This window comes from Terracoccus luteus (assembly GCF_003635045.1).
GTDB lineage: Bacteria > Actinomycetota > Actinomycetes > Actinomycetales > Dermatophilaceae > Terracoccus > Terracoccus luteus.
The window spans coordinates 2473655-2499118 of the sequence record NZ_RBXT01000001.1 but is presented as its reverse complement, the minus strand read 5'-3'; the positions used below and the strand labels follow the sequence as shown (position 1 = coordinate 2499118).

General features: G+C 73.9%; 24 protein-coding genes, 1 tRNA gene and 2 pseudogenes. 12 read left to right on the top strand and 15 right to left on the bottom strand.

The features are described from left to right. Positions 1-42 precede the first annotated feature (42 nt). The gene (locus DFJ68_RS11320) at positions 43-687 is read left to right on the top strand and encodes a DsbA family oxidoreductase (RefSeq protein WP_121033277.1); all 645 of its coding nucleotides are present in this window, start codon (positions 43-45) and stop codon (positions 685-687) included. Here the strand turns inward: DFJ68_RS11320 and DFJ68_RS11315 are convergent. Continuing rightward, the gene (locus DFJ68_RS11315) at positions 671-1345 is read right to left on the bottom strand and encodes a carboxymuconolactone decarboxylase family protein (protein WP_245963601.1); all 675 of its coding nucleotides are present in this window, start codon (positions 1343-1345) and stop codon (positions 671-673) included. The two genes, DFJ68_RS11320 and DFJ68_RS11315, sit on opposite strands and share 17 nt — an antisense overlap. A gap of 103 nt (positions 1346-1448) precedes the next feature. Between DFJ68_RS11315 and DFJ68_RS11310 the strand changes: the two genes are divergently transcribed. Then, positions 1449-2153 (top strand): alpha/beta fold hydrolase, encoded by a 705-nt coding sequence (locus tag DFJ68_RS11310; RefSeq protein WP_121033275.1) that lies wholly within the window; start codon positions 1449-1451, stop codon positions 2151-2153. A 15-nt stretch (positions 2154-2168) separates the two neighbouring features. Here DFJ68_RS11310 and DFJ68_RS11305 read toward each other — a convergent pair whose 3' ends face one another. Further along, complete coding sequence (locus tag DFJ68_RS11305; protein WP_121035306.1) at positions 2169-3161, bottom strand: LLM class F420-dependent oxidoreductase; 993 nt, start codon at positions 3159-3161, stop codon at positions 2169-2171. A gap of 212 nt (positions 3162-3373) precedes the next feature. Between DFJ68_RS11305 and DFJ68_RS11300 the strand changes: the two genes are divergently transcribed. Next, the gene (locus DFJ68_RS11300; protein ID WP_211333347.1) at positions 3374-4966 is read left to right on the top strand and encodes a phytoene desaturase family protein; all 1593 of its coding nucleotides are present in this window, start codon (positions 3374-3376) and stop codon (positions 4964-4966) included. Here DFJ68_RS11300 and DFJ68_RS11295 read toward each other — a convergent pair. The 3 genes from DFJ68_RS11295 to DFJ68_RS11285 are packed head-to-tail and all read right to left on the bottom strand — an operon-like array spanning position 4953 to position 7215. Continuing rightward, entirely contained in the window at positions 4953-5480 is a 528-nt protein-coding gene (locus tag DFJ68_RS11295) for an SRPBCC family protein (RefSeq protein WP_121033273.1), read from the bottom strand. The two genes, DFJ68_RS11300 and DFJ68_RS11295, sit on opposite strands and share 14 nt — an antisense overlap. Further along, on the bottom strand, positions 5477-6490 hold the full coding sequence (locus DFJ68_RS11290; RefSeq protein WP_121033271.1) for an SDR family NAD(P)-dependent oxidoreductase: 1014 nt from the start codon (positions 6488-6490) through the stop codon (positions 5477-5479). Before DFJ68_RS11290 ends, DFJ68_RS11295 begins: the two co-directional genes overlap by 4 nt. Beyond that, positions 6487-7215 (bottom strand): response regulator transcription factor, encoded by a 729-nt coding sequence (locus tag DFJ68_RS11285; RefSeq protein ID WP_121033269.1) that lies wholly within the window; start codon positions 7213-7215, stop codon positions 6487-6489. Before DFJ68_RS11285 ends, DFJ68_RS11290 begins: the two co-directional genes overlap by 4 nt. Before the next feature lie 179 nt (positions 7216-7394). On the opposite strand from DFJ68_RS11285, the gene DFJ68_RS11280 reads away from it, so the two are divergent. The 3 genes and pseudogenes from DFJ68_RS11280 to DFJ68_RS18745 form a co-directional block, all read left to right on the top strand. Then, entirely contained in the window at positions 7395-8579 is a 1185-nt protein-coding gene (locus DFJ68_RS11280) for a zinc-dependent alcohol dehydrogenase (protein ID WP_121033267.1), read from the top strand. A gap of 16 nt (positions 8580-8595) precedes the next feature. Next, complete coding sequence (locus DFJ68_RS11275; protein WP_121033265.1) at positions 8596-9666, top strand: glycosyltransferase; 1071 nt, start codon at positions 8596-8598, stop codon at positions 9664-9666. Beyond that, positions 9663-10388 (top strand): annotated as a pseudogene (locus tag DFJ68_RS18745) (galactosyltransferase-related protein); the annotation flags it as partial. The gene DFJ68_RS11275 and the pseudogene DFJ68_RS18745, both read left to right, overlap by 4 nt. A 48-nt stretch (positions 10389-10436) precedes the next feature. Here DFJ68_RS18745 and DFJ68_RS11265 read toward each other — a convergent pair. The 4 genes from DFJ68_RS11265 to DFJ68_RS11250 are packed head-to-tail and all read right to left on the bottom strand — an operon-like array spanning position 10437 to position 14951. After that, positions 10437-11723: a glycosyltransferase gene (locus tag DFJ68_RS11265; RefSeq protein WP_420823658.1), complete on the bottom strand. Its 1287-nt coding sequence runs from the start codon at positions 11721-11723 to the stop codon at positions 10437-10439. Beyond that, positions 11720-12466: a glycosyltransferase family 2 protein gene (locus tag DFJ68_RS11260; protein WP_121033263.1), complete on the bottom strand. Its 747-nt coding sequence runs from the start codon at positions 12464-12466 to the stop codon at positions 11720-11722. The genes DFJ68_RS11265 and DFJ68_RS11260 overlap by 4 nt, the downstream gene beginning before the upstream one ends. Further along, positions 12463-13827 (bottom strand): bifunctional PIG-L family deacetylase/class I SAM-dependent methyltransferase, encoded by a 1365-nt coding sequence (locus tag DFJ68_RS11255; RefSeq protein ID WP_121033261.1) that lies wholly within the window; start codon positions 13825-13827, stop codon positions 12463-12465. Before DFJ68_RS11255 ends, DFJ68_RS11260 begins: the two co-directional genes overlap by 4 nt. After that, positions 13821-14951 (bottom strand): acyl-CoA dehydrogenase, encoded by a 1131-nt coding sequence (locus DFJ68_RS11250; RefSeq protein ID WP_121033259.1) that lies wholly within the window; start codon positions 14949-14951, stop codon positions 13821-13823. Before DFJ68_RS11250 ends, DFJ68_RS11255 begins: the two co-directional genes overlap by 7 nt. A 96-nt stretch (positions 14952-15047) precedes the next feature. On the opposite strand from DFJ68_RS11250, the gene DFJ68_RS11245 reads away from it, so the two are divergent. The 3 genes from DFJ68_RS11245 to DFJ68_RS11235 all read left to right on the top strand — a co-directional run bounded on the left by DFJ68_RS11245 (position 15048) and on the right by DFJ68_RS11235 (position 16471). After that, entirely contained in the window at positions 15048-15713 is a 666-nt protein-coding gene (locus DFJ68_RS11245) for a helix-turn-helix transcriptional regulator (protein WP_245963599.1), read from the top strand. A gap of 108 nt (positions 15714-15821) precedes the next feature. After that, positions 15822-16274, top strand: coding sequence for a hypothetical protein (locus DFJ68_RS11240; protein ID WP_121033257.1), 453 nt, complete (start codon positions 15822-15824; stop codon positions 16272-16274). Next, positions 16274-16471, top strand: coding sequence for a helix-turn-helix transcriptional regulator (locus DFJ68_RS11235; protein WP_121035302.1), 198 nt, complete (start codon positions 16274-16276; stop codon positions 16469-16471). Before DFJ68_RS11240 ends, DFJ68_RS11235 begins: the two co-directional genes overlap by 1 nt. Before the next feature lie 27 nt (positions 16472-16498). On the opposite strand, the gene DFJ68_RS11230 is transcribed toward DFJ68_RS11235, so the two are convergent. The 5 genes from DFJ68_RS11230 to DFJ68_RS18120 all read right to left on the bottom strand — a co-directional run bounded on the left by DFJ68_RS11230 (position 16499) and on the right by DFJ68_RS18120 (position 21582). Next, complete coding sequence (locus DFJ68_RS11230; RefSeq protein ID WP_121033255.1) at positions 16499-16981, bottom strand: GNAT family N-acetyltransferase; 483 nt, start codon at positions 16979-16981, stop codon at positions 16499-16501. Next, positions 16978-18411 carry a cytochrome P450 gene (locus tag DFJ68_RS11225; protein WP_121033253.1) on the bottom strand — a complete coding sequence of 478 codons (1434 nt, stop codon included), beginning with the start codon at positions 18409-18411 and terminating at the stop codon, positions 16978-16980. Before DFJ68_RS11225 ends, DFJ68_RS11230 begins: the two co-directional genes overlap by 4 nt. Before the next feature lie 61 nt (positions 18412-18472). Further along, positions 18473-19564, bottom strand: a complete 1092-nt coding sequence (locus tag DFJ68_RS11220; protein WP_121033251.1) for a YihY/virulence factor BrkB family protein — start codon at positions 19562-19564, stop codon at positions 18473-18475. A 76-nt stretch (positions 19565-19640) separates the two neighbouring features. Further along, positions 19641-21008: a TolB family protein gene (locus DFJ68_RS11215; RefSeq protein ID WP_170165749.1), complete on the bottom strand. Its 1368-nt coding sequence runs from the start codon at positions 21006-21008 to the stop codon at positions 19641-19643. Between the two features lie 250 nt (positions 21009-21258). Then, positions 21259-21582 carry a hypothetical protein gene (locus tag DFJ68_RS18120; RefSeq protein ID WP_147431570.1) on the bottom strand — a complete coding sequence of 108 codons (324 nt, stop codon included), beginning with the start codon at positions 21580-21582 and terminating at the stop codon, positions 21259-21261. 735 nt (positions 21583-22317) lie between these two features. On the opposite strand from DFJ68_RS18120, the pseudogene DFJ68_RS11210 reads away from it, so the two are divergent. Together DFJ68_RS11210 and DFJ68_RS18740 are read left to right on the top strand one after the other, a co-directional pair. Then, positions 22318-23605, top strand: a pseudogene (locus tag DFJ68_RS11210) (IS256 family transposase). Between the two features lie 40 nt (positions 23606-23645). Further along, positions 23646-24152: a tyrosine-type recombinase/integrase gene (locus DFJ68_RS18740; protein WP_245963598.1), complete on the top strand. Its 507-nt coding sequence runs from the start codon at positions 23646-23648 to the stop codon at positions 24150-24152. Positions 24153-24178: 26 nt separating this feature from the next. Here the strand turns inward: DFJ68_RS18740 and DFJ68_RS11200 are convergent. Then, a tRNA-Arg gene (locus DFJ68_RS11200) sits at positions 24179-24254 on the bottom strand. A 135-nt stretch (positions 24255-24389) separates the two neighbouring features. Between DFJ68_RS11200 and DFJ68_RS11195 the strand changes: the two genes are divergently transcribed. After that, positions 24390-25379, top strand: coding sequence for an aldo/keto reductase (locus tag DFJ68_RS11195; RefSeq protein ID WP_121033247.1), 990 nt, complete (start codon positions 24390-24392; stop codon positions 25377-25379). Positions 25380-25464: the final 85 nt, after the last annotated feature.

The following is a 25464-nucleotide window of genomic DNA, read 5'->3' as shown; positions in this document are numbered from 1 at the left end:
CTCCACCCGGAGGCTGTCGGGGCTGCGTGCCAGACTGACGCGATGAGCACGACGAACCAGCAGGTGGCCGACTCCAGCACCGCCGTCGACCTCGAGCTGTGGGGTGACCTCGTCAGCCCGCTGTCGTGGGTCGTCAAGCAGCGCCTCGAGGCGGCTGTGCACGCGTTCGAGCGGCCGTCCGACGTCACGGTGACGTGGCGGGCCCTCGTGCAGGGCCCCACCGACGAGGATGCCGTTCGGCGGGCCGTCGCGGACGCCGCGGAGGTCGCGCGGTCCGGCGACGACGACGAGCTCGTCGGGTTCGACCCCGAGCGCATTGTGCCCGCCGACAGCCGCGACGCGCAGCGCCTCATCGCCCTCGCTCTCGCCCAGGGCGGGCACGGGCTCCAGTCGGCCGCGGTCGAGCGCTTCTGCCGGGCCCACTTCGCCGAGGGGCTCGACATCGCCGACCACCAGGTGCTGCAACGGCTGGGTGCCGAGTGCGGCCTCGACGAGCGCCGTACCGCCGCCGTGCTCGCGGCCGACGACTACGAGGACGCCGTGCGAGCCGACGAGGACGCCGCCCGTTCCCTCGGGATCACGCAGGTGCCGGTCGTCGTGGCCAACCGGTCCGCCGCCCTCACCGGTGCGCGCAGCGCCGACGACTACTTGGCCCTGCTGCGGGGCGTCGTCACCGCCGCGGGCTGAGCGGGCCGGTCGTCGCCTGGCTGGATGACGTGGCCGGCGGTCGGCCGAAGGTGACGGCCGCCCGGACGTCCTCGGGTGCGGCCTCGACGAGCTGGCGGTCGGGTCGGGCGCCGAGTGCGTCATTGACGGTCGAGAACGCCTGCCGCAACGCGACGAAGAGGGTGAGCCCGAACACCTGCTGGTCGTCGAACCCGGCCGCCCGCAACGCGTCCACGTCGGCCACCGTCGTGCTGTTCGGGTCGCGGGTCACCACCCTCGCCCACCGCACGAGGGCCAGGCCGCGCGCGTCGAGATCGGGGTCGTCAGCCCCGGTGAGCACCGAGGCGACGGATGCCGGCCCGACCTCCTCCGCGAGCCGCGCCCCCCAGGCCAGCGAGCAGTACGCGTCACCGAGCGTGGCCGCCATGGCCGTGACGAGCAGACCCCGCTCACGCAGGTCGAGTCCCGCGAGGCGGGCGGCGGCGCCGACCAGCTCGAACAGGGCCGGTTGGGTCGCCGGGTCGTGCGCCCACACGCGGGTGAGGTTCATGACGTAGCCGTCGTCGCGCAGGTCGGCCGCGTAGAGCGCCTCCACCGCGTCGTCGACGTCCGGCTCCTGCAGGTGGGTGGCGGGCTCGCTCGTCCGGTCGGGCCCGGGGTACTCGATCGGTACAGCCATCGCTCCTCCTGGCAGTCGACGCAGCAGTCTCGGATGGCCCGACAGAATACGCCCGACCCGGCCGGCGGGGAGGGGCTCACCGGGCTCGCCTACTGTCGTGAGGGTGAACCGGGCCCGCGTCGTCGACACAGCCGTACCAGCCCAGCCGACCGGTCTCGTCCTGGTGCTGCACGGCGGTGCCGCCCGCGCCGGCGCGGCGCGGGTCAGCCCGGCCCAGCTGTCGGTGCTGCGCATGGTGCCGGTCGCGGCGCGCGTCGCGCGGGCGGGTCGGGACCGCCTCGTCGTGCAGCGGCTGCTCAACTCGAGCCGCGGCTGGGACGCCGGCCACACCCCCGTCGACGACGTCCGGTGGGCCCTCGACCGGGCCGAGGAGCGCTTCGGCGAGCTGCCGGTCTGCCTCGTCGGCCACTCGCTCGGCGGGCGGGCCGCCATCCTCGCCGCCGAGCACCCGTCGGTGCGCAGCGTCGTCGCCCTCGCGCCGTGGGTCTACCCCCAGGAGGGACGCCTCGACCTCGCCGGCCGCCGGGTGCTCCTCGTGCACGGTGACGCCGACCGGGTCGCCAGCCCGGCCGCGTCGGCCGCCGTGGCGCGTGACCTCGCCCGTACGGCGGACGTCGCCTACGTCACCGTCACCGGGGGCAAGCACGCCATGCTCGGCCGCCACTCCGTCTTCGACGGGCTCGCCGCCGAGTGGGCCTCCGCCACCCTGTCCGGGCGGCCACCCGACACCACCGACGGCCCTACCGACGACGAGGGCCCGGGCATCGTGGCCCGGGCCCTCGCCGGTGAGCGGTGGATCACGGTCTGAGCGACCGCCCTCGGGTCACGTCGACGGCGCGGCCGCCCGCAGCTTCTCGAGCAGGGGCTCGGCGGCCTCGTCGAAGAACCGCTGCTGCGTGTCGCCGCCGACCTGCACGAGCGCGATGTCGGTGAACCCGGCCTCCCAGTAGGGCTTGACCGCGTCGACGATGGCGTCGAGGTCGGGGCCGCACGGGATGGTCTCCGCGACGTCCTCCGGTCGCACGAACTGGCTGGCGCCGTGAAACCCGTGGGGCGTCGGCAGGTCGGAGTTGACGGCCCAGCCGCCGGCGAACCAGCGGAACTGCTCGTGCGCGCGGGTGGTCGCCGTGTCGGCATCCGGGTCCCAGCTGATCGGGATCTGGCCGATGGCGCGCGCCGCGCGGCCGATCTCCGGCGCGCCGGAACGCGAGTTCCACGCCGAGACGAGGTCGGCGTCGGGCTCGGTCGCGATGAGGTGGTCGGCGAGGGGGCCGAAGCGGGCGACGGCCTTCTCGCCGCCGACGGCCACGCCGATCTCGACGGGGGAGTCGGGCAGGTCCCAGATGCGCGCGGAGTCGACGTCGAAGTGGTCGCCGCGGAAGGTGACCAGCTCACCGGTGTGCAGCTCGCGGATGATCTCGATCGCCTCGGCGAGCATCGACTGCCGCGTGTCGACGCCGGGCCAGCCCTCGCCGACGACGTGCTCGTTGAGGTTCTCGCCGCTGCCGAGGCCGAGGGTGAAGCGGCCGTCGGCGAGCAGCTGCAGCGTCGCGGCCTTCTGCGCGACGACGGCCGGGTGGTAGCGCATCGTCGGGCAGGTCACGTACGTCATGAGCTCCATGCGCTCGGTCGCGTACGCGACGGCGCCGAGTACGGTCCACGCGTAGGGGGCGTGCCCCTGCTCCTTGAGCCACGGCGAGAAGTGATCGCTCGAGACGGCGAAGTCGAAACCGCTCCGCTCGGCCCGCACGGCCCACTCGACGAGGTCCTTGGGGCCGCTCTGCTCGGTCATCAGGGTGTATCCGAAGTTGGTCACGCTCACTCCTGCCGTCTGGTCTGTCGAGGTCTGACGGGGTCCGGACGGGATGGTGCCGTCGGACCGGTCCACCAGCGCCCGTACCCGGTGGGCGGCCCCACCGACCGCCCGGATGCCGGGTGGCCCGGGTCGTGCCCTGCGCGCGGGTGGGTAGGTGGCAGGGGAGAGGCCGCCGGACCCCGGCGGCAGCACGTCGCGAGAGGGTGGAGCACATGGTGCAGGAGGCGGACGCGGTCGTGGTCGGTGCGGGCCCCAACGGGCTCGTGGCGGCGATCGCCCTCGGTGACGCGGGCTGGGACGTCGTCGTGGTCGAGGCCCACGACGAGGTGGGCGGGGCGGTCTCGAGCGCCGAGGTGCTGGCCCCCGGCTACGTCACCGACCTCTTCAGCGCGTTCTACCCGCTCGCCGCCGCCAGCCCGGTCATCACCGGCCTCGACCTGCCGGCCCACGGGCTGCGGTGGGAACGTGCCCCCGACGTCGTCGGCCACGCGCTCGACGACGGAGACGCGGCGGTGCTGCACCACGACCCGGCCGACACCGCCGCCCGCCTCGACCGCGAGGCCCCCGGGGACGGCGACGCCTGGCTCGAGCTCGTCCGGCAGTGGGACTCCGTGCGCGACCCGCTGCTCGACGCCCTCTTCACCCCGTTCCCGCCGACGACGGCGGCGGCGCGGCTGCTGCGTCGCCTCGGCACCCAGGGCACCCTTGAGCTTGCCCGGCTCGCCGTCACCCCGGTGCGTCGCTTCGGCGACGAGCGCTTCCGGGGCAAGCACGCGCCGCTGCTCTTCACGGGCAACGCGATGCACAGCGACGTGCCGCCCGACGGCGCCGGCAGCGCCATCTTCGGCTGGCTGCTCGTCATGCTCGGTCAGGACGTCGGCTTCCCGGTGCCGCGGGGCGGGGCCGGACAGCTGGCCGCCGCCATGCGCCGACGGGCCGAGAGCGTCGGCGTGCAGTTCGTCACCGGGGCGCGGGTGACGGGTGTCGACGTGCGCGGTCGACGGGCCCGGGGCGTGCGCCTCGCCGACGGGAGCAGCATCCAGGCTCGTCGGGCGGTGCTGGCCGACGTGCCCGCACCGACCCTCTACCGCGACCTCGTGGGCGAGGACCGTCTGCCGTCCGGGCTGCGCCGCGACCTCGACCGGTTCCAGTGGGACAACTCCACCATCAAGGTCAACTGGGGCCTGAGTTCGCCTGTGCCGTGGGCAAACCCGGACCTGGCCGGGTCGGGGACCGTTCACCTCGGGGTCGACCTCGACGGCTTCGTCGACTTCGCCGCCGACCTGTCCACTCACCGCGAGCCGGAGCGACCGTTCCTGCTCTTCGGCCAGATGACGACCGCCGACGCGACGCGCTCGCCCGCCGGCACGGAGTCGACGTGGGCGTACACGCACGTCCCGCACGGCGACTGGACGGGGGCCCGCCTCGAGCGGCACGTGCAGCGGATGGAGGATGCCGTCGAGCGGGTCGCGCCGGGATTCCGCGACGCCGTCGTGGCCCGTCACGTGCAGTCGCCGGGCGACCTCGAGGGGCGCGACCCCAGCCTCGTCGGCGGCGCCATCAACGCCGGCACCTCGGGCCTGCACCAGCAGCTGTTCTTCCGCCCGACCCCGGGTCTGGGCCGCCCCGAGACGTTCGTCGACGGCCTCTACCTCGCGGGGGCGTCGGCCCACCCCGGCGGCGGGGTGCACGGCGCGTGCGGCTGGAACGCCGCCCGGGTCGCCATCGCGGCCCAGGGCTGGAGCGGACCGGTGCGGCGCCGGCTCAACCGGACCGTGTGGGGTCGGCTGCTCACACCCCCGTGACCGACCGCCGACCACGGCCCTCGGCGAGCCAGGCCAGCCGGCGCAGGGCCTCCTGGTTGCGGGGGGCGATGGCCAGCTGCCGCACCGGCTGCGGCACGAGCGTGCCGGGGCCGGTGGTGACGTCCTCCACGATGGTGATGCGGGTCCCACCGGCGCGCGGGGTGAGGGTCACCCAGACGGTCGCCTCACCGGCGGGCCACCCCCGCGCCTGCAGGGTCAGCTCGGCCCGCTCGACCGAGGTGAGCACGGTCGTCGTGTCGTCGATGACGAGCGGCCAGAGCCCGAACGAGTGGTGCAGTCGGCTGCCCTGTGCCGGCCACGTCGGGTCGACGCGGCGCATCCGGGAGGCGCCGACGACCCACGTCGCGTACGCCCAGCCGTCGGCGAGGATCGACCACACGTGCTCGGGGGCGGCGCTCGTGTCGTGCTGCACCCGCACCCCGGACCCGCCCGGGTCGTCGGGGGCGTCGGGGGCGTTCGTCCCGACGGGGTGAAGGGGCCGGGTGCTCGTCATCGGGGACCTCCGTCGACAGGGGGACCGTCGGGCCCGTCGCGACCCACGGGGCCGTCGTCGGACCGCTCCGGGTGGGCTCGCTCGGGCGTGACGACGGGCGAGACCGCCCGCGTCCCGCCCCAGCGGTTCCAGCGGTCGTGCACGGCCTCGCCCGGGCCGTTGGGCTCGAGCACGTTGCCGGGTGAGTCGGGCACCGGGACCCGCTCGATGCCACCGAGGCGCATGAGCGGGGTGACGAGCCGGTCGAAGACCCCGGGCAGCAGGCGGAAGCCCGCCACGACGATGCCGTTGGCCAGGCCCACAGACCGCTCACGGCTCGGGCGCTCGAGACAGCGCACGACGGCATCCGCGACCTTCTCGGGCGGGTCGACGGGGGGCGGCGGGCGGCCGTGCCGCTGCAGGTACGTGCCGGCCTGGCGGTAGACGGGGGTGTCGACGCCGCCCGGGGCGACGAGGCTGATCTCGATGCCGGGGGTCTGGCGCGCCTCGATCTGCAGCGTGCGCACGAGCCCGTGCACGCCCCACTTGGCCGTGACGTAGCTGCTCATGTACGGCGTCGAGATGCTGCCGAGCAGCGAGCCGACGACGACGAGGCGGCCACGACCGGTGGCGTGGAAGTGGCGCAGCGCCGTGCGGCACACGTTGGACGTGCCGAGCAGCGTCGTCGTGAGGGCGGCGTCGAACACCTCGCGCGGGACGTCCTCGAACCGGCCGTACGCGAGCGCGGCCGCCGAGTGGACGACGGCGTCCAGACGGCCGAAGCGCTCCAGGGCGGCCTCGGCGGCACCGTCGACGGCGTCGGCGTCGCCGACGTCGGCCGGGGCGACGAGCACGCGGGCGCCGTGGGCCTCGCACTGCCGCGCCGCCGCCTCGAGGGCGTCGACCGACCGCGCGGTGAGCACGAGGTCGGCGCCGTCGCGGGCCAGCCGCAGCGCGGTGGCCAGGCCGATGCCGCTCGAGCCGCCGGTGACGAGCACGACGCGGCGGGCGCTCGAGTCCGGGCCCGTCATGACGACACCTTCAGCCCGGTGGTGCCGTCGATGCGCAGCGTGTCGGGGGTGAACCCGCGCTGCACCGCCCACAGCACCGCCTGGCTGCGGCTCTCGACCTCCATCTTGCGGTAGGCGGTGCGGATGTAGCTCTTCACCGAGTTGATGCTGAGGTGGGTCAGCTCGGCGATGGCGAGGTTGCTGAGGCCCTGCGCGATGAGCGAGACGACCTCCCCCTCGCGGGGCGTCAGCCCGTGCTCGCGGCCCGGCCAGGCGTGCCGCCCCCGTCGCGCACGTCGGACGGATGCCGGGACGGCCGGTGACGTCGTGCCCGGAGCGCCGGGCGCCCCCGAGTCGACCGAGACGAGCGGCCCGTGGCGGTGGACCCGCTCGAGCGCGGTGACGAGCTCGGCCGCGGCGAGGGACTTGGACACGTAGCCGCAGCGCCGGCCCCGCAGTATCCGGGAGACCCGCTGCGCCTCGTCGTCCCACCCGTAGACGACGACGGCGCCGACCCCGGGGCTGGCGAGCAGGCGGTCGACGGCGTGCTCGGAGGCACGGCCGTGCGTGTCGTACAGGGCGAGGTCGACGGGGCGCGAGACGGGCAGCCGGGCGTCGAGCTCGACGAGCTGCACGCGGTCGGCGTAGGGCCGGAACATCTGCGCGAGGCCGCGCAGCACGATCTCGTAGTCGTTGACGAGGGCGACGCGCAGGGGGCGCGACCCTCGGTGGTGGGCAGTGGGCATGGCGGTCTCCTCCGAAGGGGCTCGGAGTCTGCTTTCCGAGGTGCCGGCCCGTCAGCGGGCGCGACGTCGTACGGGTTGGGTACCCGCCGTCCGTGCGGTTCAACCACCCCGACGGGTGGGTTTTCGAACGTACCCCTTGGGGTGTTCAGCCCGCGCCGTCGTGCGACTAGCGTCGAGTGATGAGAGCTCTCACCTGGCACGGCATCGAGGACGTCCGCATCACCGAGGTCCCCGACCCCGTCATCCAGGAGCCCACCGACGCGGTCGTCCGCGTCACCTCCACCGCCATCTGCGGCAGCGACCTGCACCTCTACAAGGTGCTGGCCCCCTACCTCACCGAGGGCGACGTGCTCGGCCACGAGTTCATGGGCGTCGTCGAGGAGGTCGGCACCGCGGTCGAGAACCTCGCCGTCGGCGACCGCGTCGTCGTCCCCTTCAACATCTCGTGCGGGCACTGCTGGATGTGCGAGCACGGCCTCTTCGCGCAGTGCGAGACCACACAGAACGTCGAGCAGGGCAAGGGCGCCAGCCTGTTCGGCTACACCTCGCTCTACGGTGCGGTGCCCGGCGGCCAGGCCGAGCGGGTGCGCGTGCCGCACGCCGACTTCGGCCCCGTCAAGGTGCCCGAGGGCATGTCTGACGAGCGCTACCTCTACGTCTCGGACATCCTGCCGACCGCGTGGCAGGGCCTGAAGTTCGCGGACGTCCCCGAGGGTGGCTCGCTCGCCGTGCTCGGCCTCGGGCCGGTCGGCCAGCTGGCCGTGCGGGCGGCCAAGCTGCTCGGCATCGAGGAGGTCTACGCCGTCGACCTCGTGCCCGAGCGCCTCGAGCTGGCGCGCGAGTGGGGCGCCCACGTCGTCGACCTCAGTACCACGAAGGACGTCCCCGAGGCGCTGCGCGAGCTCACCGACGGCCGCGGGCCCGACTCGGTGCTCGAGGCCGTCGGCATGGAGGCGCACGGCAACCCGGTGTCCGAGAAGGTCATCGGCCTCGCGTCACGGATGCCGGGACCGGTGGCCCGCGCGGCCATCGAGAGCTTCGGCATCGACCGCGTGTCGGCGCTGCACACCGCCTTCGCGGCCGTGCGTCGCGGCGGCACCGTGTCGATCAGCGGGGTCTACGGGGGTATGGCCGATCCCATGCCGATGATGGACATGTTCGACAAGGGCCTCACCCTGCGAATGGGCCAGTGCCACGTGCGCCGCTGGACGGACGAGATCACCGCTGTGCTCGACCAGAGCGAGGACGTGCTCGGCGTCGAGGGCCTGGCCACGCACCACGTGCCGCTCGAGCAGGCGCCCGAGATGTACCGGACCTTCCAGCGCAAGGAGGACGGCTGCCTCAAGGTCGTCCTCACGCCGTGACCCCTGGCGCGACCGCGTGATCGGCTACTACGTCCACCACCACGGCGCGGGCCACGTCACCCGCGCGGCGCTGCTCGCCGAGCGGCTGTCCCGGCGCGGTGTGACCGTCACCGGCCTCAGCTCGCTGCCGCGCCCCGCGGGGTGGGCGGGGCCGTGGCTGCGCCTGCCCCACGACGCCGTCCCCGCGCCCGACGAGCTCGCCGACCCGACGGCCGGCGGCACCCTGCACTGGGCGCCGACCGGCCACGACGGCCACACCGGCCGCATGGCGGCGATCGCGGGGTGGGTCGCCGACGAGCGACCCCGACTCGTCGTCGTCGACGTGTCCGTCGAGGTCGCCGTCTTCGTGCGGCTCATGGGCGTCCCGGTCGCCGTCGTCGCCATGCGCGGCGACCGCACCGACGCCCCGCACGTGCTCGCGTACGACCTCGCCGACGCCCTCGTCGCCTTCTGGCCGGAGGGTGTCGCGAGCGAGAGCTGGCCGCAGCGGTGGCTCGACAAGACGGCGCACGTCGGCGCCCTGTCGCGCCTCGACGAACTCGCCGCCGCCGGTGCCGACGCCGAAACCACTGCGGCGCAGGCGATCTCGGATGACGGCGTGGCCGATTCCCGCGTGGAGGCGACCGAGCCGGGTGGTGGGCCGCGCGAGGTGCTGCTGCTCTGGGGGCGCGGCGGTGAGGGCTCCGGCCCCGACGTCGAGGCCGCCCGCGCGGCGACGGCGGGCGCGTGGACCTGGAGCCGCCCGCCGGTCCACGCGACCGCGGCCGAGCTGGTCGACCTCCTGGCGCAGGCCGACGTCGTCGTCGTGCACGGTGGCCAGAACGCCGTCGCCGAGGTGGCGGCGGCCCGCCGACCGGCCGTCGTCGTGGCGGAGGACCGCCCGTTCGACGAGCAGGTCGAGACGGCCACGGTGCTCGACCGCCACGGCATCGCCGTCGGGCTCACCCGCTGGCCCGAGCCCACGGAGTGGCCGGCCGTGCTCGACCGGGCGGCCGTGCTCGGCGGTGCCGGGTGGGCTAAGTGGTCCGACCGGGGCGCCGCCGACCGCGCCGCCGACGTGTTGACCGGTCTGGCGGGGCGTCGATGACCGCGGCCGCCCCGACGGCCGGCCCACCGGCATCCGGCCGACGACCGCGGGTCGGCGTCGTCACCATCGTCGCCGGGCGCCACCGCCACCTCATCGCCCACCTGCGGGCCCTCTCGCGCAGCGAGCCCCGCGCCGACGTGCACGTCGTCGTCGCGATGGGCGATCGCGAGATCGCCGACCTCGTTGACGAGGGCGGCTCGGCGCGCTCGGTCGTGTCGACCCTCGTGCACGTCCCCGACGACGGTGAGCTGCCGCTCGCAGAGGCGCGCAACGTCGGGGCGGCGGCCGCCGTCGACGCCGGCTGCGACCTCGTCGTCATGCTCGACGTCGACTGCCTCGTCACCCGCTCGACCCTGGCCGCCTACGTCGACGCCCACCTGCGGGTCGAGGCGACGGCCGGCCCGGGCGCCGGGCCGGTCGTGCTGTCGGGGCCGGTCGCCTACCTGCCGCCGCCGCGGTCACGCTCGGGCTACCCCCTCGAGGGCCTGCACCTGCTGGCCGACCCCCACCCGGCCCGGCCGGCGCCGCCTCCCGGCGAGCTCGTGCTCGCCGACGACCTGCGCCTCTTCTGGTCGCTGTCGTTCGCGCTGTCGGCGCGCGACTGGCAGCGGGTCGGCGGGTTCGCGACGACCTACCGCGGCTACGGCGGCGAGGACACCGACTTCGGGATGCGGCTGGCCGCGGCCGGCGGGCGCCTCTACTGGGTCGGTGGGGCCGAGGCCTACCACCAGCACCACCCGGTCGAGAGCCCACCGGTGCGTCACCTCGAGTCAGTCGTCCGCAACGCCAACCATTTTCGTGAGCAGTGGGGCTGGTTCCCGATGGAGGGCTGGCTGGAGGGCTTCGAGCGCCTGGGCCTGGCCCGTCACGACGCCGCGCGAGACCTCTGGGTCGTGACCGGCGCGGACGGCGACGCGGTAGAGGTCGACGTAGCGCTCGACCATGCGTCCCAGTGACAGCCGCCGCTCGGCGTGACGTCGCACCGCCTCGCGGTCGATGCGCTCGGCGAGCGGGATGGCGGCGGCCATGGCCGCGACGTCGTCGGCGGGGACGAGCACACCCGACCCCGAGCTGCCGATGACCTCGCGGATGCCGCCCCGGTCGAAGGCGACGACGGGGGTGCCGCACGACAGGGCCTCGGCGACGGTGAGGCCGAAGGGCTCCTCCCACACCGGGGTCGCGAGCACCACGGCGGCGCTGCCGACGAGGGCGGCCAGGGCCTGCTGGCCGAGGTGCCCGGCGTAGGTGACGTCGTCACCGAGCAGGGGGGCGATCTCGCGGCGCACGTAGTCGGGGTCGCTGACCGGGCCGGCGATCGTGATCGGGCGACCGGCCAGGCGCGCGGCTCGGATGGCGAGGTGCGGGGCCTTCTCGGGCACGAGCCGGCCCGACCAGACGACGCGGCCGCCGCCGGGCCCGGCGCGCCAGACGTCGGTGTCGACGCCGTTGAGCACGACCTCGGGTCGCTGCTCGAGCACGGACCAGGCCTTCGAGACGTGCGAGCTGACGGCGGTGAAGCGCACTCCGGCGCCGCGCGTCACGGCGAGGGTCGACTCCAGCCAGGCGGTGGGCGGCGTGTGCAGGGTGGCGATGACGGGGACCGGCAGCGAGGGGGCCATCGCGACCGGCAGGTGGTGCACGGCGTGGATGTGGATGAGGTCGAACCGCTGCTCCGCCTCGCCGTGCACGAGCCGCAGCAGGAGCCGCTGGTAGGCGTGGTGCTCGAGCATGGCCGCCATCGACGGCATCGACACGTCGCGGGTGGCCGCCAGGCTGGGGATCCACCCCGACTCGAGCTCGTCACCGGTGGCCACCCCGGTGCTGCCCTCGCGGGCGAAGAGGCTCACGTCGTGGCCGAGCTGACGCAGGCGGGCGGTCAGCTCGCTCACGTGCGACTCGAGGCCACCGGCGAAGGGCTGCACGAGGGGGTACTTCCAGGGCCCGATCACCCCGATGCGCAGGGGTCGGCGGGTGCGTCGGGTCGCCAGACCCAGCGTGAGGGGGGTCGGCAGCGGCGTGAGCAGGGGGGTCGGGACGGCGTGCAACGGACTCCTCACGGCCCACCCACCACGGGGGGAGCGGTCGACAGCGGTCGGGTGGAGGCGGCCAGCTCGCGCAGGTACCGGGCGAAACCGCCCGGCGTGCGGCCGTGCTGTCGCCCAGAGGTGAGTACCCGAACGGCGTCCGTGGCCACCGCGCCCCCACGGGCGCGGAGCCGGACGACGAGGTCGAGGTCCTCGTGCTCGGCGAGCGGGGCCCAGCCTCCGACGGCCCGGTAGACGTCGAGCCGGAAGCCGAGGTTGGCGCCGTGGACGTGCTCGTGCTCGTCGGCGAGCCGGTGCTGGGCCCACCACCGGTCGAGCACGCCCGTGTCGACGTCGCCCGGGTCGGGGGCGACGGTGCCGACGACGAGGCGGGCGCCCGCCTCGGCGAGCTCGACCTGCCCGGTGAGCCAGTGCGCGGGCACGACGCTGTCGGCGTCGGTGTTGGCCACCCACACGCCGTCCGGGGCGGTGGCGTCGTCGAGGTGGCGCAGACCGCACGCCCGCGCGGCGCCGGCCGAGCCGGCATCCGAGGTGACGACGCGCACGGTCGGGAAGCCGGCGACGACACCCGCCGAGCCGTCGGTGCAGCGGTCGAGCACGACGGTCACCCCGCAGCGGATGCCGGGTCGCTCGCTCGCGAGCCGCGTGACCGCCACCTCGAGCGCGGTGAGGCAGCGACCGAGCAGGTCCTGCTCGTCGCGGACGGGCACGACGACCTCGACCCGCTCGACCGGTGTGACGGGCACGGCGCTCACGGGGACACCCCGCGGGCGGCGTGCACGACGAGGGCGAAGTCGCGCTCGAGGTGGGTGACGACGGGCGGGCGGCCGGTGCGCTCGGCCCAGCGCTCGTGGACGCGGTCACCGGTGAGGGGCCAGCCCTCGATCGGGTGGCGCCAGTGGCACAGCACGACGGCGCCGTCGGGGGCGAGGCAGCGCTCGACGCGGTCGATGACGCCGTCGAGGTCGAGGGGGCTGAGGAAGTAGCCCACCTCGCTGACGACGACGAGGTCGAACTGCGCGTGCGGCCAGTCGCGGGGCACCGTCGCCCGGCGCACCTCGACGTGCTGCTGCCCGGCGATGGCGGCGCGGGCCCGCTCGACCGCCGAGTCGGCCCGGTCGAGGGCCAGCAGGTGGTCGCAGCGGTCGGCGAGGGCCCGGGCCAGCTGCCCGGTCGAGCAGCCCACCTCGAGGGCGCGGCCGTAGCGCTGGTGCGGCAGGGCGGCGAGGGTGACGGCGCGCTTGCGCTGCTCGTACCACGACGTCGGGGTGTCCCACGGCTCCTCGACCTCACGGTGCAGGCGCTCGAAGGCGTCGTCGTCGTGCGGGGCGCGCGGCGTCACGAAGACCTCGTGGGGCCGGTCGAAGTGCGCGAGCATCGACGGTGAGAGCAGGGCCTCGTCGCCGGGCCCGTCCGAGAGCGGCGTCACCTGGCTGGCGTGGGCCGCGAGGGCGGCCGCCTTGGCGGCGCGGGCGCCGTCGTCGAGCCGAAGACCGCGGAGGTCGTGCCACGGCACGTCCTCTCCAGTTCCCCAGTGCCACAACCAGATCGGGTACTCGACGACATGGCTGTCGGTGCGCACGGCGGCGGTCGAGGCGACGACCGACGCGGCCTCGTGGTCGGTGTGGCCGTCACCCCGCCACGGGGCGACGAGCAGGGTGTCGGGGCCGCGTTCGCCGACGACCGCGACGAGGGCGGTGACGGCGGCGTCGACGTGCCGGGCGAGCTCGCCGTCGGGCAGCCCCACGAGGTGCACGCCCGCGAGGGGCGCGAGGGCGGTGACGGCGGAGCGGGTCTCGTCGGCGCGCAGCGCGGCGAGGGCGTCGCCGGTCACCGAGGTCGAGCCCGGGTGCGAGGCGGCCCCGTCGGTGAGCACGACGACCTCGACCGGCACGCCGAGCTCGGCCGCCGTGGCGATGAGGCCGCCGGCGCCGAGGCTCTCGTCGTCGGGGTGCGCGGCGACGACCACGAGCCGGCGGGCGCCCGAGGGGCCGAACGGCTCGAGGGCGCGCACCCCGTCCCAGTCGGGCAGGGCCAGCCACTGCTGCTCGGGGGTGCCGGCGTCGTCGTGGCGGAAGGTGGGAGGCGTCGCGGCCGCAGCGGTGGGGCTCACCACGGCGCCGGGCCGTCGGTCGGGGCGTCGCCGTGCTGCAGCAGCAGCCGCCCGAGGGTGGCCTGGTCGCGCTCGGCGTGCTCCTGGCGCACGTAGACCTGCAGGTCGGCCACCCGGCGGGCGTGCTCGTCCTCGAGGGTGAGCGGGGCGGGGCCGAGGGCGTGGGCCACGTGCTCGAGCACGGTCTCGGCCGCACGGGCCACGACCTGGCGGGTGCGCAGGGCGAGCACGGCGGGGTCGACACCCGTGCTCGTGCCGTTTGACGTCGCGTCGACGACCGCGGCGGCCTCGGCGAGGGCGGCCCGGGCGGCGTGCAGGGCACCGTCGACGGCGCCGAGGTGGGCGAGGGCCAGCTGGTCGGGCTCCCGACGGGCGGCCTGTTCCGCGAGCCGGCGCGCGACGCCGACGGCGCCCCCGAACCAGATGGCGGCGACCCCGATGCCGCCCCACGCGAACCCGGGGCGGTGCAGGTACCAGCCGGGCGGGCCGACGGGCACGGCCGGCACGTCGACGAGGTCCACGGGCCCGCTCGTCACGGCGGTGAGCCCACGCGCGGCCCATGCGACGTCGGTCGCGACGGTGACGCCCGCGTGGCGCAGGTCGACCGCGTAGAGGCGACGCTCGTCCGGACCGCACCAGGCGGTGACGAGGGCGTGGCTCACGCGGCCGGCGAGCGAGCACCACGGCTTGCGCCCGGTGAGGAGGGCCACCTCGTGACCCGACGCGTCGCGGTCCGGGTGCGCCTCGAGGCGGGCCCCCGGTCCCTCGGCCGCGTAGACGCCCCACGTGGCTCCGTCGTCCACGCCCACGGCGTCGAGGGCTCCGTCGGGCAGCAGCCCGTCGGCCTCGACTTGGGCGAGCACGGCGAGGGCGTCGAGGTGCGGCTCGACCACCCGGGCCACGGTGAGGTCGGCGGCCCCGAGCGAGGCGAGGGCCTCCCACAGCGCCCGGGTGGCGCCCGAGCCGGGCAGGGGCAGGGTGGTGGCGAGGTCCCGCGCCAGCCACAGGGCGGCGTCGACGTCACCGGCCGCCGCGGTGGCCGCCTTCGCCACCGACCCGAGGTCGGGCACGCCCGTGACGGCCCCCGCCGAGGCGGGGGCCAGCAGAACCGGGCGCGGTGACGGCATCCTCGCAACGTAGGCGAGCACTCACAGGGGAGGCACATCCTTTGGGGTGTGCGGCCGTGTGCTGAGCCGACCTCGCCGACCGGGTACGACCCCGTCGTGTCCGATGCCGACCGCCGCCCGCTGCGGGTCGCCCTCGTCGACGACTACGAGATCGTCGTGCAGGGACTGGCCCGCATGTTCGCCTCCTACCGCGACCGGGTGCGCCTCGTCGAGCTCGACGTCGAGGCACCGGTCGGTGAGCCCGTCGACGTCGCCCTCGTCGACACCTTCGGGCAGGACCGCACCGACGACATCGCGCTGCAGAAGATCGTCGCCAACGGGCTCGCCGAGACTGTCGTCGTCTACGGGTGGAGCGACGAGGACGACTTCATCGAGCGGTCTCTGGCCGCCGGGGCCGCCGGCTACCTCGCCAAGAGCCTCCCCGCCGGCCAGCTCGTGGCCGGGCTCGAACGGGCCTACCGGGAGCGGGGCGTCGTCGTGCGCCCCGAGGCCGGCACCGGCATCGCCGATCCCGGCGACTGGCCGGGTCGCGACGAGGGCCTGACCCCGCGGGAGTCGGAGGTCGTCGCGCTCATCACCCTCGGCCGCTCGAACCAGGAGGTGGCCGCCGCGACGTTCCTCAGCATCAACTCGGTCAAGAGCTACATCCGCACGGCCTACCGCAAGATGGGCGTGCAGACCCGCAGCCAGGCGGTGCTGTGGGGGCTGAACCACGGGTTCGGCCCCGAGCGGCCGCACCGGGCGGACGCCGACCGCACGTAAAGGGTGCTTGACACCCACGTCGGATGCCGTCAGGCTGGTGCTGTCAAGCACGCTTGACAGCCGTCGTGGCCCCGTCACACCGAGGGCCACCCGTCGACAGGGGAGCCCGTGAACACCACCGACCGCCCGTCCGCCTCCGAGCAGGTTTCGGCCACGGTGCCGTGGCGGGTGCGCCTCGCCGTCGCCGGGGCGACGTTTCTCGTCGTGGGCCTCGTCGCCCTGGTCGCGGCGTGGGCCCGGCCCGGCGACCCGTGGGCCGCCGCCCTCGTCTTCGGCGCCTGCGCCGTGGGGCCGGTCGCCGGGCTGGCCTGGCTCGTCCTCGCGCACCCGCACGTGCACCGCCCGAACCCGCACGACGACGAGAGCGTCGAGGCGCGGTGGGCCGAGCAGGCGGCGTCCGGCACGTGCATCGACCTGCTCGTCGCCGCGGGCCTGGCCCTCACCGTCGTCAGCGTCGTCGACGCCGACCTGCCGGCCCAGCCCGTCCTCGTCGCCCTCGTCGTGCTGGGGCTGGCCGACCTCACCCTGCGCCACGTCCTCGTCTCGCGCCGGGAGTCCTGATCGACAACGAGGTCGCCGCCCGGCGCGCCGCGCAGGGGTGGTCGCAGGTCGAGCTCGCCGAGCGCCTGGGCGTCTCGCGGCAAACCGTCATCTCGATCGAGCGGGGGCGCTTCGACCCGTCGCTGCCGCTCGCCTTCCGCCTCGCGGCCGCCTTCGAGTGCCGCATCGAGGACCTCTTCCGACCTGACCTGTCGTGAGGTCCGCGCCGGGTCGGCGCCGTCGGCTCAGCGGCTCCGGTCGCCGACGAGGGGCAGCGTCATGAACGTCGACAGCGGGTCGGGCCGGTACGACCCGAACGGACCGCACTCGACGAAACCGGCCCGGGCGTAGAGCCGCCGGGCCGGGGCGAAGAACTCCTCGCTGCCGGTCTCGAGCCAGAGGCCGCCCAGGCCGCGCTCGCGGGCGCGCTCGACGAGGCGCCCCACGAGCAGGGCGCCGACGCCCCGGCCCCGCGCAGAGGCCACGGTGCGCATCGACTTGAGCTCACCGGCATCCGTGCCGTCGAGCGTGAGGGGGGCCAGGGCGGCGCAGCCGAGCAGCGACGTGCCATCGCGCACCACCCACACCTCGATGCCGGGCGCGCGGAGGGCGTCGACGTCGAGCGCGTGCGTGCTCTCGGGCGGCGAGAGCGCGCGCAGCTCGGTGAGGTGGCCTTCGAGCAGGGCGACGAGCGCCGGGTCGTCGAGATTGCCCCGCTCGAGCCTCACCGGGTGCCCGTGAGGTCGACGCGGATGCCGTCGGGCCGGGTCCCGAGGGCCGTGCGCACCCACGAGTCGGCCTCGGCGTCGGACTCCGCCCCGGTGTCGGGGCCGAGGTCGGGCAGCATCGTCGCGATGCGCGTCATCGTGGCGGCGAGCAGCACGGTGACGAGCTGCTGCTGCACCGGGTCGAGGGTCGCGTCGAAGGGACGGGGCCCGGCGCGTCGCTCGCCGGTGCGCGGCAGGAAGCGGCCGGGGTCGAACGACTCTGCGTCGTCCCACCGGCGTTCGTCGTGGTTGCTCGCGTGCACGTCGACGACGACACGGTCGCCCGCGCCGACGGCGAGGCCGGCGACGTCGAGGTCGCGGCGCGCGGTCACGACGAGCAGGGGAGCGGCGCAGAACAGGCGCTGGGCCTCCAGGGCGACGGCGGTGGCGACCGGTCCGGTCGGGGTCGCCGGGGTGCTCGACGCGGTGCGGGCGGTGCCGCGGGTGCTGCGGGTGGGGGCGCGGTGGCCCACCCGGGCCTCACCGCGACGGGGGCCGAGGTGCTCGACGCGGAGGCGGGCCTGCCAGTGCGGGTGGTGGGTGAGCGCGAGGGCGGTCCAGGCGGCGAGGCAGGCCGACCCGACGACGGGCGCGACCGCGTCGAGCAGCAGCGAGGCGACCTCCGGCGCGGCGACGTGGGCGCCGTCGGAGCGGCGCAGGCCGGCGAGGTCGTCGAGCAGCGAGCCGACCCGGGGGGTGACGTCGCCCGACCGGGTGGCGAGCACCGCCTCGAGCGCCCACGCCTCCCAGCTGCCGCGGCAGCGCCGGGCCCGTCGGGCATCGGGCACCGACATCGCCGAGCGCGCCGACGCGGGCGAAGCCTCCGCCGCGCGCACGAGGGTGCGGCAGCGGAAGTCGTCGCCCCAGATCGACTGGGGCAGCCCCGCCCAGCGCAGCACGACCCGACCGAAGGCGACGGAGGCCGAGTCGTGCACGAGGCCGGTGCCGGCGTCCCGCCACGCCGACTCCATCTCGTCGAGCTCAAGGTCGAGGGCGAGCGCGACCTGCCGGGCAGGGGCGGCGCGCAGGGCGCGGGCCAGGGCCGAGCTGCGACAGGCCAGCGAGGCGTCGTCGGGACCCTCGGTGACGCCGGGGGTGCCGCCCCGGCCGAGGGCGCCGACGGCGAGCGCCCGCGGCAGCGAGCCCCCGCGTCGCACGGCGGTCTCGTCGGCGAGGAGTCGTTCCGCGAGGGGGCCGCGCACGAGCACGGCGCGACGCCCGAGCCAGCGCACCGGCATCCGGTCGAGGGCGTGGGGGTCGGCGCCGGCACGCGAGGCCGCCTCGACCCAGACGCGGGCGGCGGCGCGGTGGCCGTCGCGCGCGAAGGCCAGCGACTCGTCGCGCAGCGCCGGCCCGGCCACGGCGACCGCACTCGCCCTCGTGCTCAGCACGTGCCCACCTCATCACCCCTGTCTGCGAGTCAGGTGACGCCGGGGGCGGGTGGCGTGGGCGTCAGTGCCGCACGCGCTCCTCCCCGTCGGGTGACGAGGCCTCGCGCTCGTCGGAGGTCTGGCCCTCCGACTCCCGCAGGGCTCGGCCCTCGGCGATCTCCTCCTTGCGCTGTTCGTCCGCTTTGTCGATCTTAGTGGTGTCTCGCGGCGGCAGCTGGATCTTCTCCTCGGCGGCGATCCCGGCCTGCAGCTGACGGCCCCGCTCGAGCTCGCCGTCGAGCTCGGCCCCGAAGAGCAGGGCGAGGTTGGTCAGCCACAGCCAGAGCAGGAAGACGACGACACCGGCGAGCGAGCCGTACGTCTTGTTGTAGTCGCTGAAGTTGGCGACGTAGAGCCCGAAGAGGGCCGAGGCGACGATCCACACGACGATGGCGAGCGAGGCCCCGACGCTGATCCAGCGGAACTTCGGCTGCTTGATGTTCGGCGTGACGTAGTAGAGCAGCGCGACGATGACGATGACGACGGCGAGCATGACCGGCCACTTGGCGATGTTCCACACCGTGACGGCGGTGTCGCCGAGGCCGATGACGTCGCCGACCGCGCGGGCGACAGGGCCGGTGAGCACGAGCGACAGGGCGACGAGGGCGATGAGCACGACGGTGACGAGGGTGAGGGCGAGCATGACGGGGCGCAGCTTCCAGAACGGGCGCCCCTCGCGCACCTCGTAGATGCGGTTCATCGCGCGCCCGAAGCTGGTGACGTAGCCGGATGCCGACCACAGCGCGGCCACGAGGCCGAAGACGAAGGCGAACCCGGCGGCAGAGGTCGAGCTGAGCGACTGGAGCGCGGGGGTGATGGCGTCGGCGACCGAGCCGCCGCCGACGTCGCGCAGCACCTGGGTCAGGGCGTCGACGACCTGCTGGCCCTGCCCGACGAGACCGACGAGCGAGAGCAGGGCGATGACGGCGGGGAAGAGGGCGAGAACCGCGTAGTAGGTGAGGGCGGCGGCGATGTCGGTGCACTCGTCGCGGTTGAACTCTCGGACCGTGCGCTTGAGCACGTACTTCCACGACGGCTTCGTGACGTCGGTCGGGGAGTCCGGCTTGCCGGCATCCTCGGGGGCGGGGGCATCTCGCTGGTGGCGGTCGCTCATGGGGTACGCATACCCCTGAGCGCTCGACTGACGCCGCCGCGACACGGCCGGCGTCGCGCATCGTGACGGTTTCGGGCTACGGGGCGGATGCCGGGTGGCCGGCCACCGTGTCGGCGGCGGCGAGGCGGGCGGCGCGGTAGGCCGCGCGCCGGCGGGCACGCTGACGCCCGCGCCACGCACTGCGGGCGTAGCTGACGAGGAGGCCGAGGGCGGCGGCGATCGCCCCGATGCGCACCACGGTGGGCCAGGTGCCGCGGTCGGCGCTGCCGGCGGGGCGTACCTCGAGGTCGGGCGCGAGGGCGCTGGCGAGGTGGAAGCGGCCGACGCCGTAGTTGCCGTCGTCGGGCACGGACATGAGGCGCCGGCTCTGCTGCCCGTCGACGGACACCGCTGTCACCCAGTGCTTCTGGTCGGTGAAGTCGGGGGACGTGGGTGCGGTGAGGTCGTCCAGGACGACGACCTCGGTGGGGCTGGTCCAGCCGAGCACGTCGCGGGTGCCCGAGAGGTCGCCCTTCAGCGGGCGGGGGACGGCCGCGCCGGTACCGGTGGCGTCGACGAACGACAGGCCGTCTGTGCTGGGGTCGCAGTCCTGCACGAGGCCGGTCGGGTCGACGTAGTCGGCGGGGTCGAAACAGGTCGTCATCGGGCGCGTGATGGCGAGCAGGCGCCCGTCCGGTGACCAGGCCGACGGCCCGGCGAGGTGGCGCTCGGCCGGGAGGGGGAGCCTGCGCCGCTCGGCGCCCGTGGCGTCGAGCACCCGGATGGAGCCCGGTGTCTCGACGGCCACGTCGGTGCCGATGGGCGCGAAGGCGACCGCCGCGTAGTCGGTGACGGGCAGCTTTGTCACGGCGCCGCTCGTCGTGTCGACGACCGACAGCCGTGAGCCGACGGGCCAGCGGGGGTCGCCGGAGTAGGGGTTGTCGGGACCGGTCGAGGCGCCGTAGGCGAGCCGGGTGGAGTCGGGTGACCACGCGAGGGGGATGACCGAGTGGCCCTCCGGCAGCGGATGCGTCGTGACGTCGCCGGTGGCGAGGTCGACGACCGCGAGGTCCGGCGGGTCGATGTCGTAGTGGCCGACAGCGGCCTTCGTGCCGTCGGGGGAGAGCAGCATCGGGCCCGGATCGCCCTGCGTCTCGGCGCCGTGGCGACCCTCAGCCACGTCGAGCCGGCGGTAGACGTCGCTCGACGCGCCCAGCACGACGGCCTGCGGGAAGTCCATGAACTCGACGCCGAAGCCGTACTGCCACAGGGCGACGGCCCGTCCCGGTGGGGCGCTCGTCACGTTCCCCGTCAGGTACGAGTACCCGGCCATCTCGCTCGGCAGGCCGGGTTTCGCGTCGGCGGCCAGCGCCTGGCCCGGCACGACCGCGAACACCCCCGCCGCAAGCAGACCGGCCACCGCAGCGGCCTTGAACGTCTTGTCGACCCGTCCCCGTCTCCCCATGCAGCGACGGTAGTGCGCGTGGTGACTGGATACGGGGCATTTGCTGAGATCGGGCTGAACGTGCGCGGCCGTCATCTCAAGCGCGTCGTGGCGGCGCGCCCAATTGGGCGGCACGTCGGGGACGGACTAGCGAGGCGCCCGGCGGTGTTGGCTCACAGCCTCAATCAACTTCGAGATCACAAGTTGATTGAGGCGCGTCTGCAATGCAAGCTTGTATTAGGGCCAATGGCGAAGCTAGCAACCGCGTTACTCACCGGGTGGGTCTTGAATCGTGGCCACCAGCCTCGCGGTACCTCTGTTCTTTGGCCAGTCGCGGGTCCGGCGGTGTCTTGTCCTGCTTCTGCTTGAACTGGTCACCGCGGGCCTCGTCAAGCTTGTTTTGTGTCCTACGGTGGTCGTCCACCTCGCTCGTAAGTCGCTCGCGGAGCCGCTGCGCCGTCGCGTCGGACTTTGCCTTCGCGGCGTCAGCGCGCGCCTGCGCGGACTCAGCGGCCGCCCGCGCGGCCTCGGCGGCCTCCCTGCCCTCGCGCTCCCGTTCCGCTTCAGCGCCAGTAAGACGATCCCAAATACCCATGTTGCTGCTCCTTTCTACCTCTGAGTGAAAGGATCAGTCTCGCAGGTTCGGTCTGGCGCGGCAGGTACTTACGCCATCACGTGCAAATTAGTAGTCGCGTAAAGATACTCCCCACGTAGGTGCGTGGTCGCTCAAGATCCAGGGCCAAGATGGGTGCAGCCCCACCCTGGAACGCGGTCGCCGTCTGGTCGCTCACGATGGTTCGGCGCGAGCGCAAGCCAGCCGCGATTTTCACATCGGTGCGGACTGTGCAGGAGTTTGGACGGCCAACAACCCACACTGTCATCGACAGACAGGTCATCAGCGCTTCCAACTGTCGGAAGCCCAAGTCGCTAGACGACTAGGTTCGTCCGTCAACAGTCCCCAAAGACCCACCGGCGAGAGAACACCGTCGGTGGCCGACGGCACCAGGATGGCCCCAAGGCCGCACAGGCGGGGTTGCCAGAACACTGGCGAAACAGCCGGTTCGTCAATTCTCCTGGAGACGTATGCAGTGCCCCCGGCAAGATTCGAACCTGTTTTTAAAAGTTTTCGGCTCTGTGTTGGCGTGGGTGATCGGGTGTTGTTGTTGGGATCGCGGGGGCCGTCGACTCGGACGCTGTGTGCCACGAAAGTTGAGTCCCTGATAGTGGTGTAGCGCGGTCGCCGAGTTCGTCCCGGTCGTGGACATGGGTGCGGCCACCGCGTGATCCTTCGAGTGAACCTTCCAAAGCACCCTCGAACGGAGCCATCACGATGACCGCACCCCACATTGTCGACCCTGCCGGCTTGCTCGGCGAGGCGTTGTCCGAAGCCAGCCCCGACATGATGCGCTCGCTGCTGCAAACGGTGATCAACGCGTTGCTGTCGGCGGACGCCGACGCCGTCGTGGGCGCAGAGTACGGCCGCCCCTCGAGCACACGAGGGGCCCAACGCAACGGGTACCGCCACCGCGACCTGGACACCCGTGTCGGCACGATCGAGCTCGCGGTGCCGAAGCTGCGCAAGGGCACCTACTTCCCGGAGTGGCTCCTCGAGCGTCGCAAACGCTCAGAGTCCGCGCTGGTCACCGTCGTGGCCGACTGCTACCTCGCCGGTGTCAGCACCCGCCGGATGGACAAGCTGGTCAAGACCCTGTTGTGAGCACGGGATCGACTCGCTGTCTAAGTCGCAGGTCTCTCGGATGGCCACCGACCTCGACGAGCACGTCGAGCAGTTCCGCCACCGCCCCCTGGACACCGCGGGCCCGTTCACGTTCCTCGCTGGTTGACCGACGGGACGCGTTGACGATGAAAGTGCGTGAGGGAGGCCGTGTCGTCAACGCCGTGGTTCTCGTCGCGACCGGTGTCAACGGCGACGGCCACCGCGAGGTCCTGGGCATGCGCGTCGCGACCAGCGAAACCGGCGCGGCTTGCTCACCACCTGAACGAGTTCTTCGCCGATCTGCTGGCCCGCGGACTGACCGGGGTCCGGCTGGTCACCTCCGATGCCCACGTCGGGCTGCGGGAGGCGATCGCGGCGAACCTGCCCGGCGCAGCCTGGCAGCGGTGCCGCACCCACTACGCCGCGAACCTGATGAGCATCACTCCCAAGAGCATGTGGCCCGCGGTCAAGGCGATGCTGCACAGCGTGTACGACCAGCCCGACGCCCCGGCCGTGCACGCCCAGTTCGACCGGCTGATCGACTACGTCACCGACAAGCTTCCCGCCGTCGCAGAACACCTCGCTGAGGCCCGTGAGGACATCCTCGCGTTCACCTCCTTCCCCAAAGACGTGTGGACCCAGATCTGGTCGAACAACCCCGCCGAGCGCCTCAACCGCGAGATCCGCCGCCGCACCGACTCCGCGTTGTCAGCGCGAGATCTTCCCCAACCGTGAAGCGATCGTGCGCCTCGTCGGCGCTGTCCTGGCCGAGCAGACCGACGAATGGGCCGAAGGCCGGCGCTACCTCGGCCTCGACGTCCTCGCCCGCTGCCGGCTCACCGCCATCACCGCCAACGACCCCGAGATCGGAGCTGACGCCATGCCCGCCCTGACCGCTTAAGCAACACTGGATCACGCAGCGCTACACCACTCACCGGGACTTGACCCGCCTCGACGTCGAACGGCGACGGCTGACCACCTCCGAGAGCGTGACCCGGGTCGGCTCGACCATGGTCTTCTCGACGCCGAAGACCCATCGCACCCGGTCGGTCCCGGTGCCGCCGGCCCTCATGCCTGCGCTGCTCGGCATGTGCCAGGGCAAGGAGCGCGACGACCTGCTGTTCCCGGCCGCGATGGGTGGCCCGATCATCCTCAACAACTGGCGACGGCGGGTGTTCGACCCGGCCTGCGTGGCAGCCGGTCTTGTCGGGGTGACGCCGCACGACTTGCGCCACACGGCGGCCTCGCTCGCGGTCCGCGGTGGCGCGAACGTCAAGGCGATCCAGCAGATGCTCGGCCACGCGTCAGCCGCGATGACGCTCGACATCTACGCCGGTCTGTTCCCCGACGACCTCGACGCCGTGGCCCTGTCCCTGGACCTCCATGTGCCACAGATGTGCCACAACGAGCCGTTCGGCCTCATTGAAGGGGGAGCAGTGGATGAGTGACACCGCCGCTGACCTGCGCAAACGTGTGGTGCCCCCGGCAAGATTCGAACTTGCGACACCCGCTTTAGGAGAGCGGTGCTCTATCCCCTGAGCTACGAGGGCGGGGCGACGCGGCCAAGGCTACTGGACCCGTCCCCACCCTCAGAGCCGCGCGCATCGGTCCCACGGCAACCGCACCACCCGGCATCCGGGTACCACCACGGGGCCCGCAGCACCGCACCGCCCAGAAGGAGCACCATGCAGACCCGCACCCTCGGCACGTCCGGCCTCACCGTCTCGGCCCTCGGCCTCGGCTGCATGGGCATGAGCCAGTCGTTCGGCGAGCGCCCGCCGCGCGACGAGATGGTCACCTTCCTCCGCGCCGCCGTCGAGCGGGGCGTCACCCTCTTCGACACCGCCGAGGTCTACGGGCCGTGGCACAACGAGGAGCTCGTCGGCGAGGCCCTCGCGCCCGTCCGCGACGACGTCGTCATCGCGACGAAGTTCGGCTTCGCCCTCGACGACGACGGCACCCAGACCGGCGTCACGAGCCGCCCCGACAGCATCCGCAAGGCCGTCGACGGGTCGCTGCGGCGACTGCGCACCGACACCATCGACCTGCTCTACCAGCACCGCGTCGACCCCGACACCCCCATCGAGGACGTCGCCGGCACCGTCAAACAGCTCATCGACGCCGGCAAGGTGCGCCACTTCGGCCTCTCCGAGGCGGGCGTCGACACCATCCGCCGCGCGCACGCCGTGCAGCCGGTCACCGCCCTGCAGAGCGAGTACTCCCTCTTCTGGCGCGAGCCCGAGCAGCAGATCCTCCCCGCCATCGCCGAGCTGGGCATCGGCTTCGTGCCTTTCAGCCCCCTCGGCCGCGGCTTCCTCACCGGTCAGGTCACCGCAGCCACCCAGTTCGGCGAGGGTGACATCCGCGCCACCCTGCCCCGCTTCGAGCGCGAGGCGTTGCAGTCCAACCTCGCGCTCGTCGACCGCGTCACGGCGGTCGCCGAGCGCAAGGGAGCCACCCCCGGGCAGGTCGCCCTCGCGTGGCTGCTCGCCCAGCAGCCGTGGGTCGTGCCGATCCCGGGCACCCGCCGCCTCGAGCGCCTCGACGAGAACCTCGGCGCCGCCGAGCTCGAGCTCACCACCGACGACCTCGCCGAGCTCGACGACGCCTCGACGAGCGTGAAGGTGCAGGGGGAGCGCTACCCCGAGGCCATGGCCCGCTTCATCGACCGCTGACCTCACCGCCACGTCGGATGCCGGGTGGTGGCCTCCCGCGGCCACGCCCGGCGTCCGCTGGCCGAGCCACGACGGAGCACCCCCT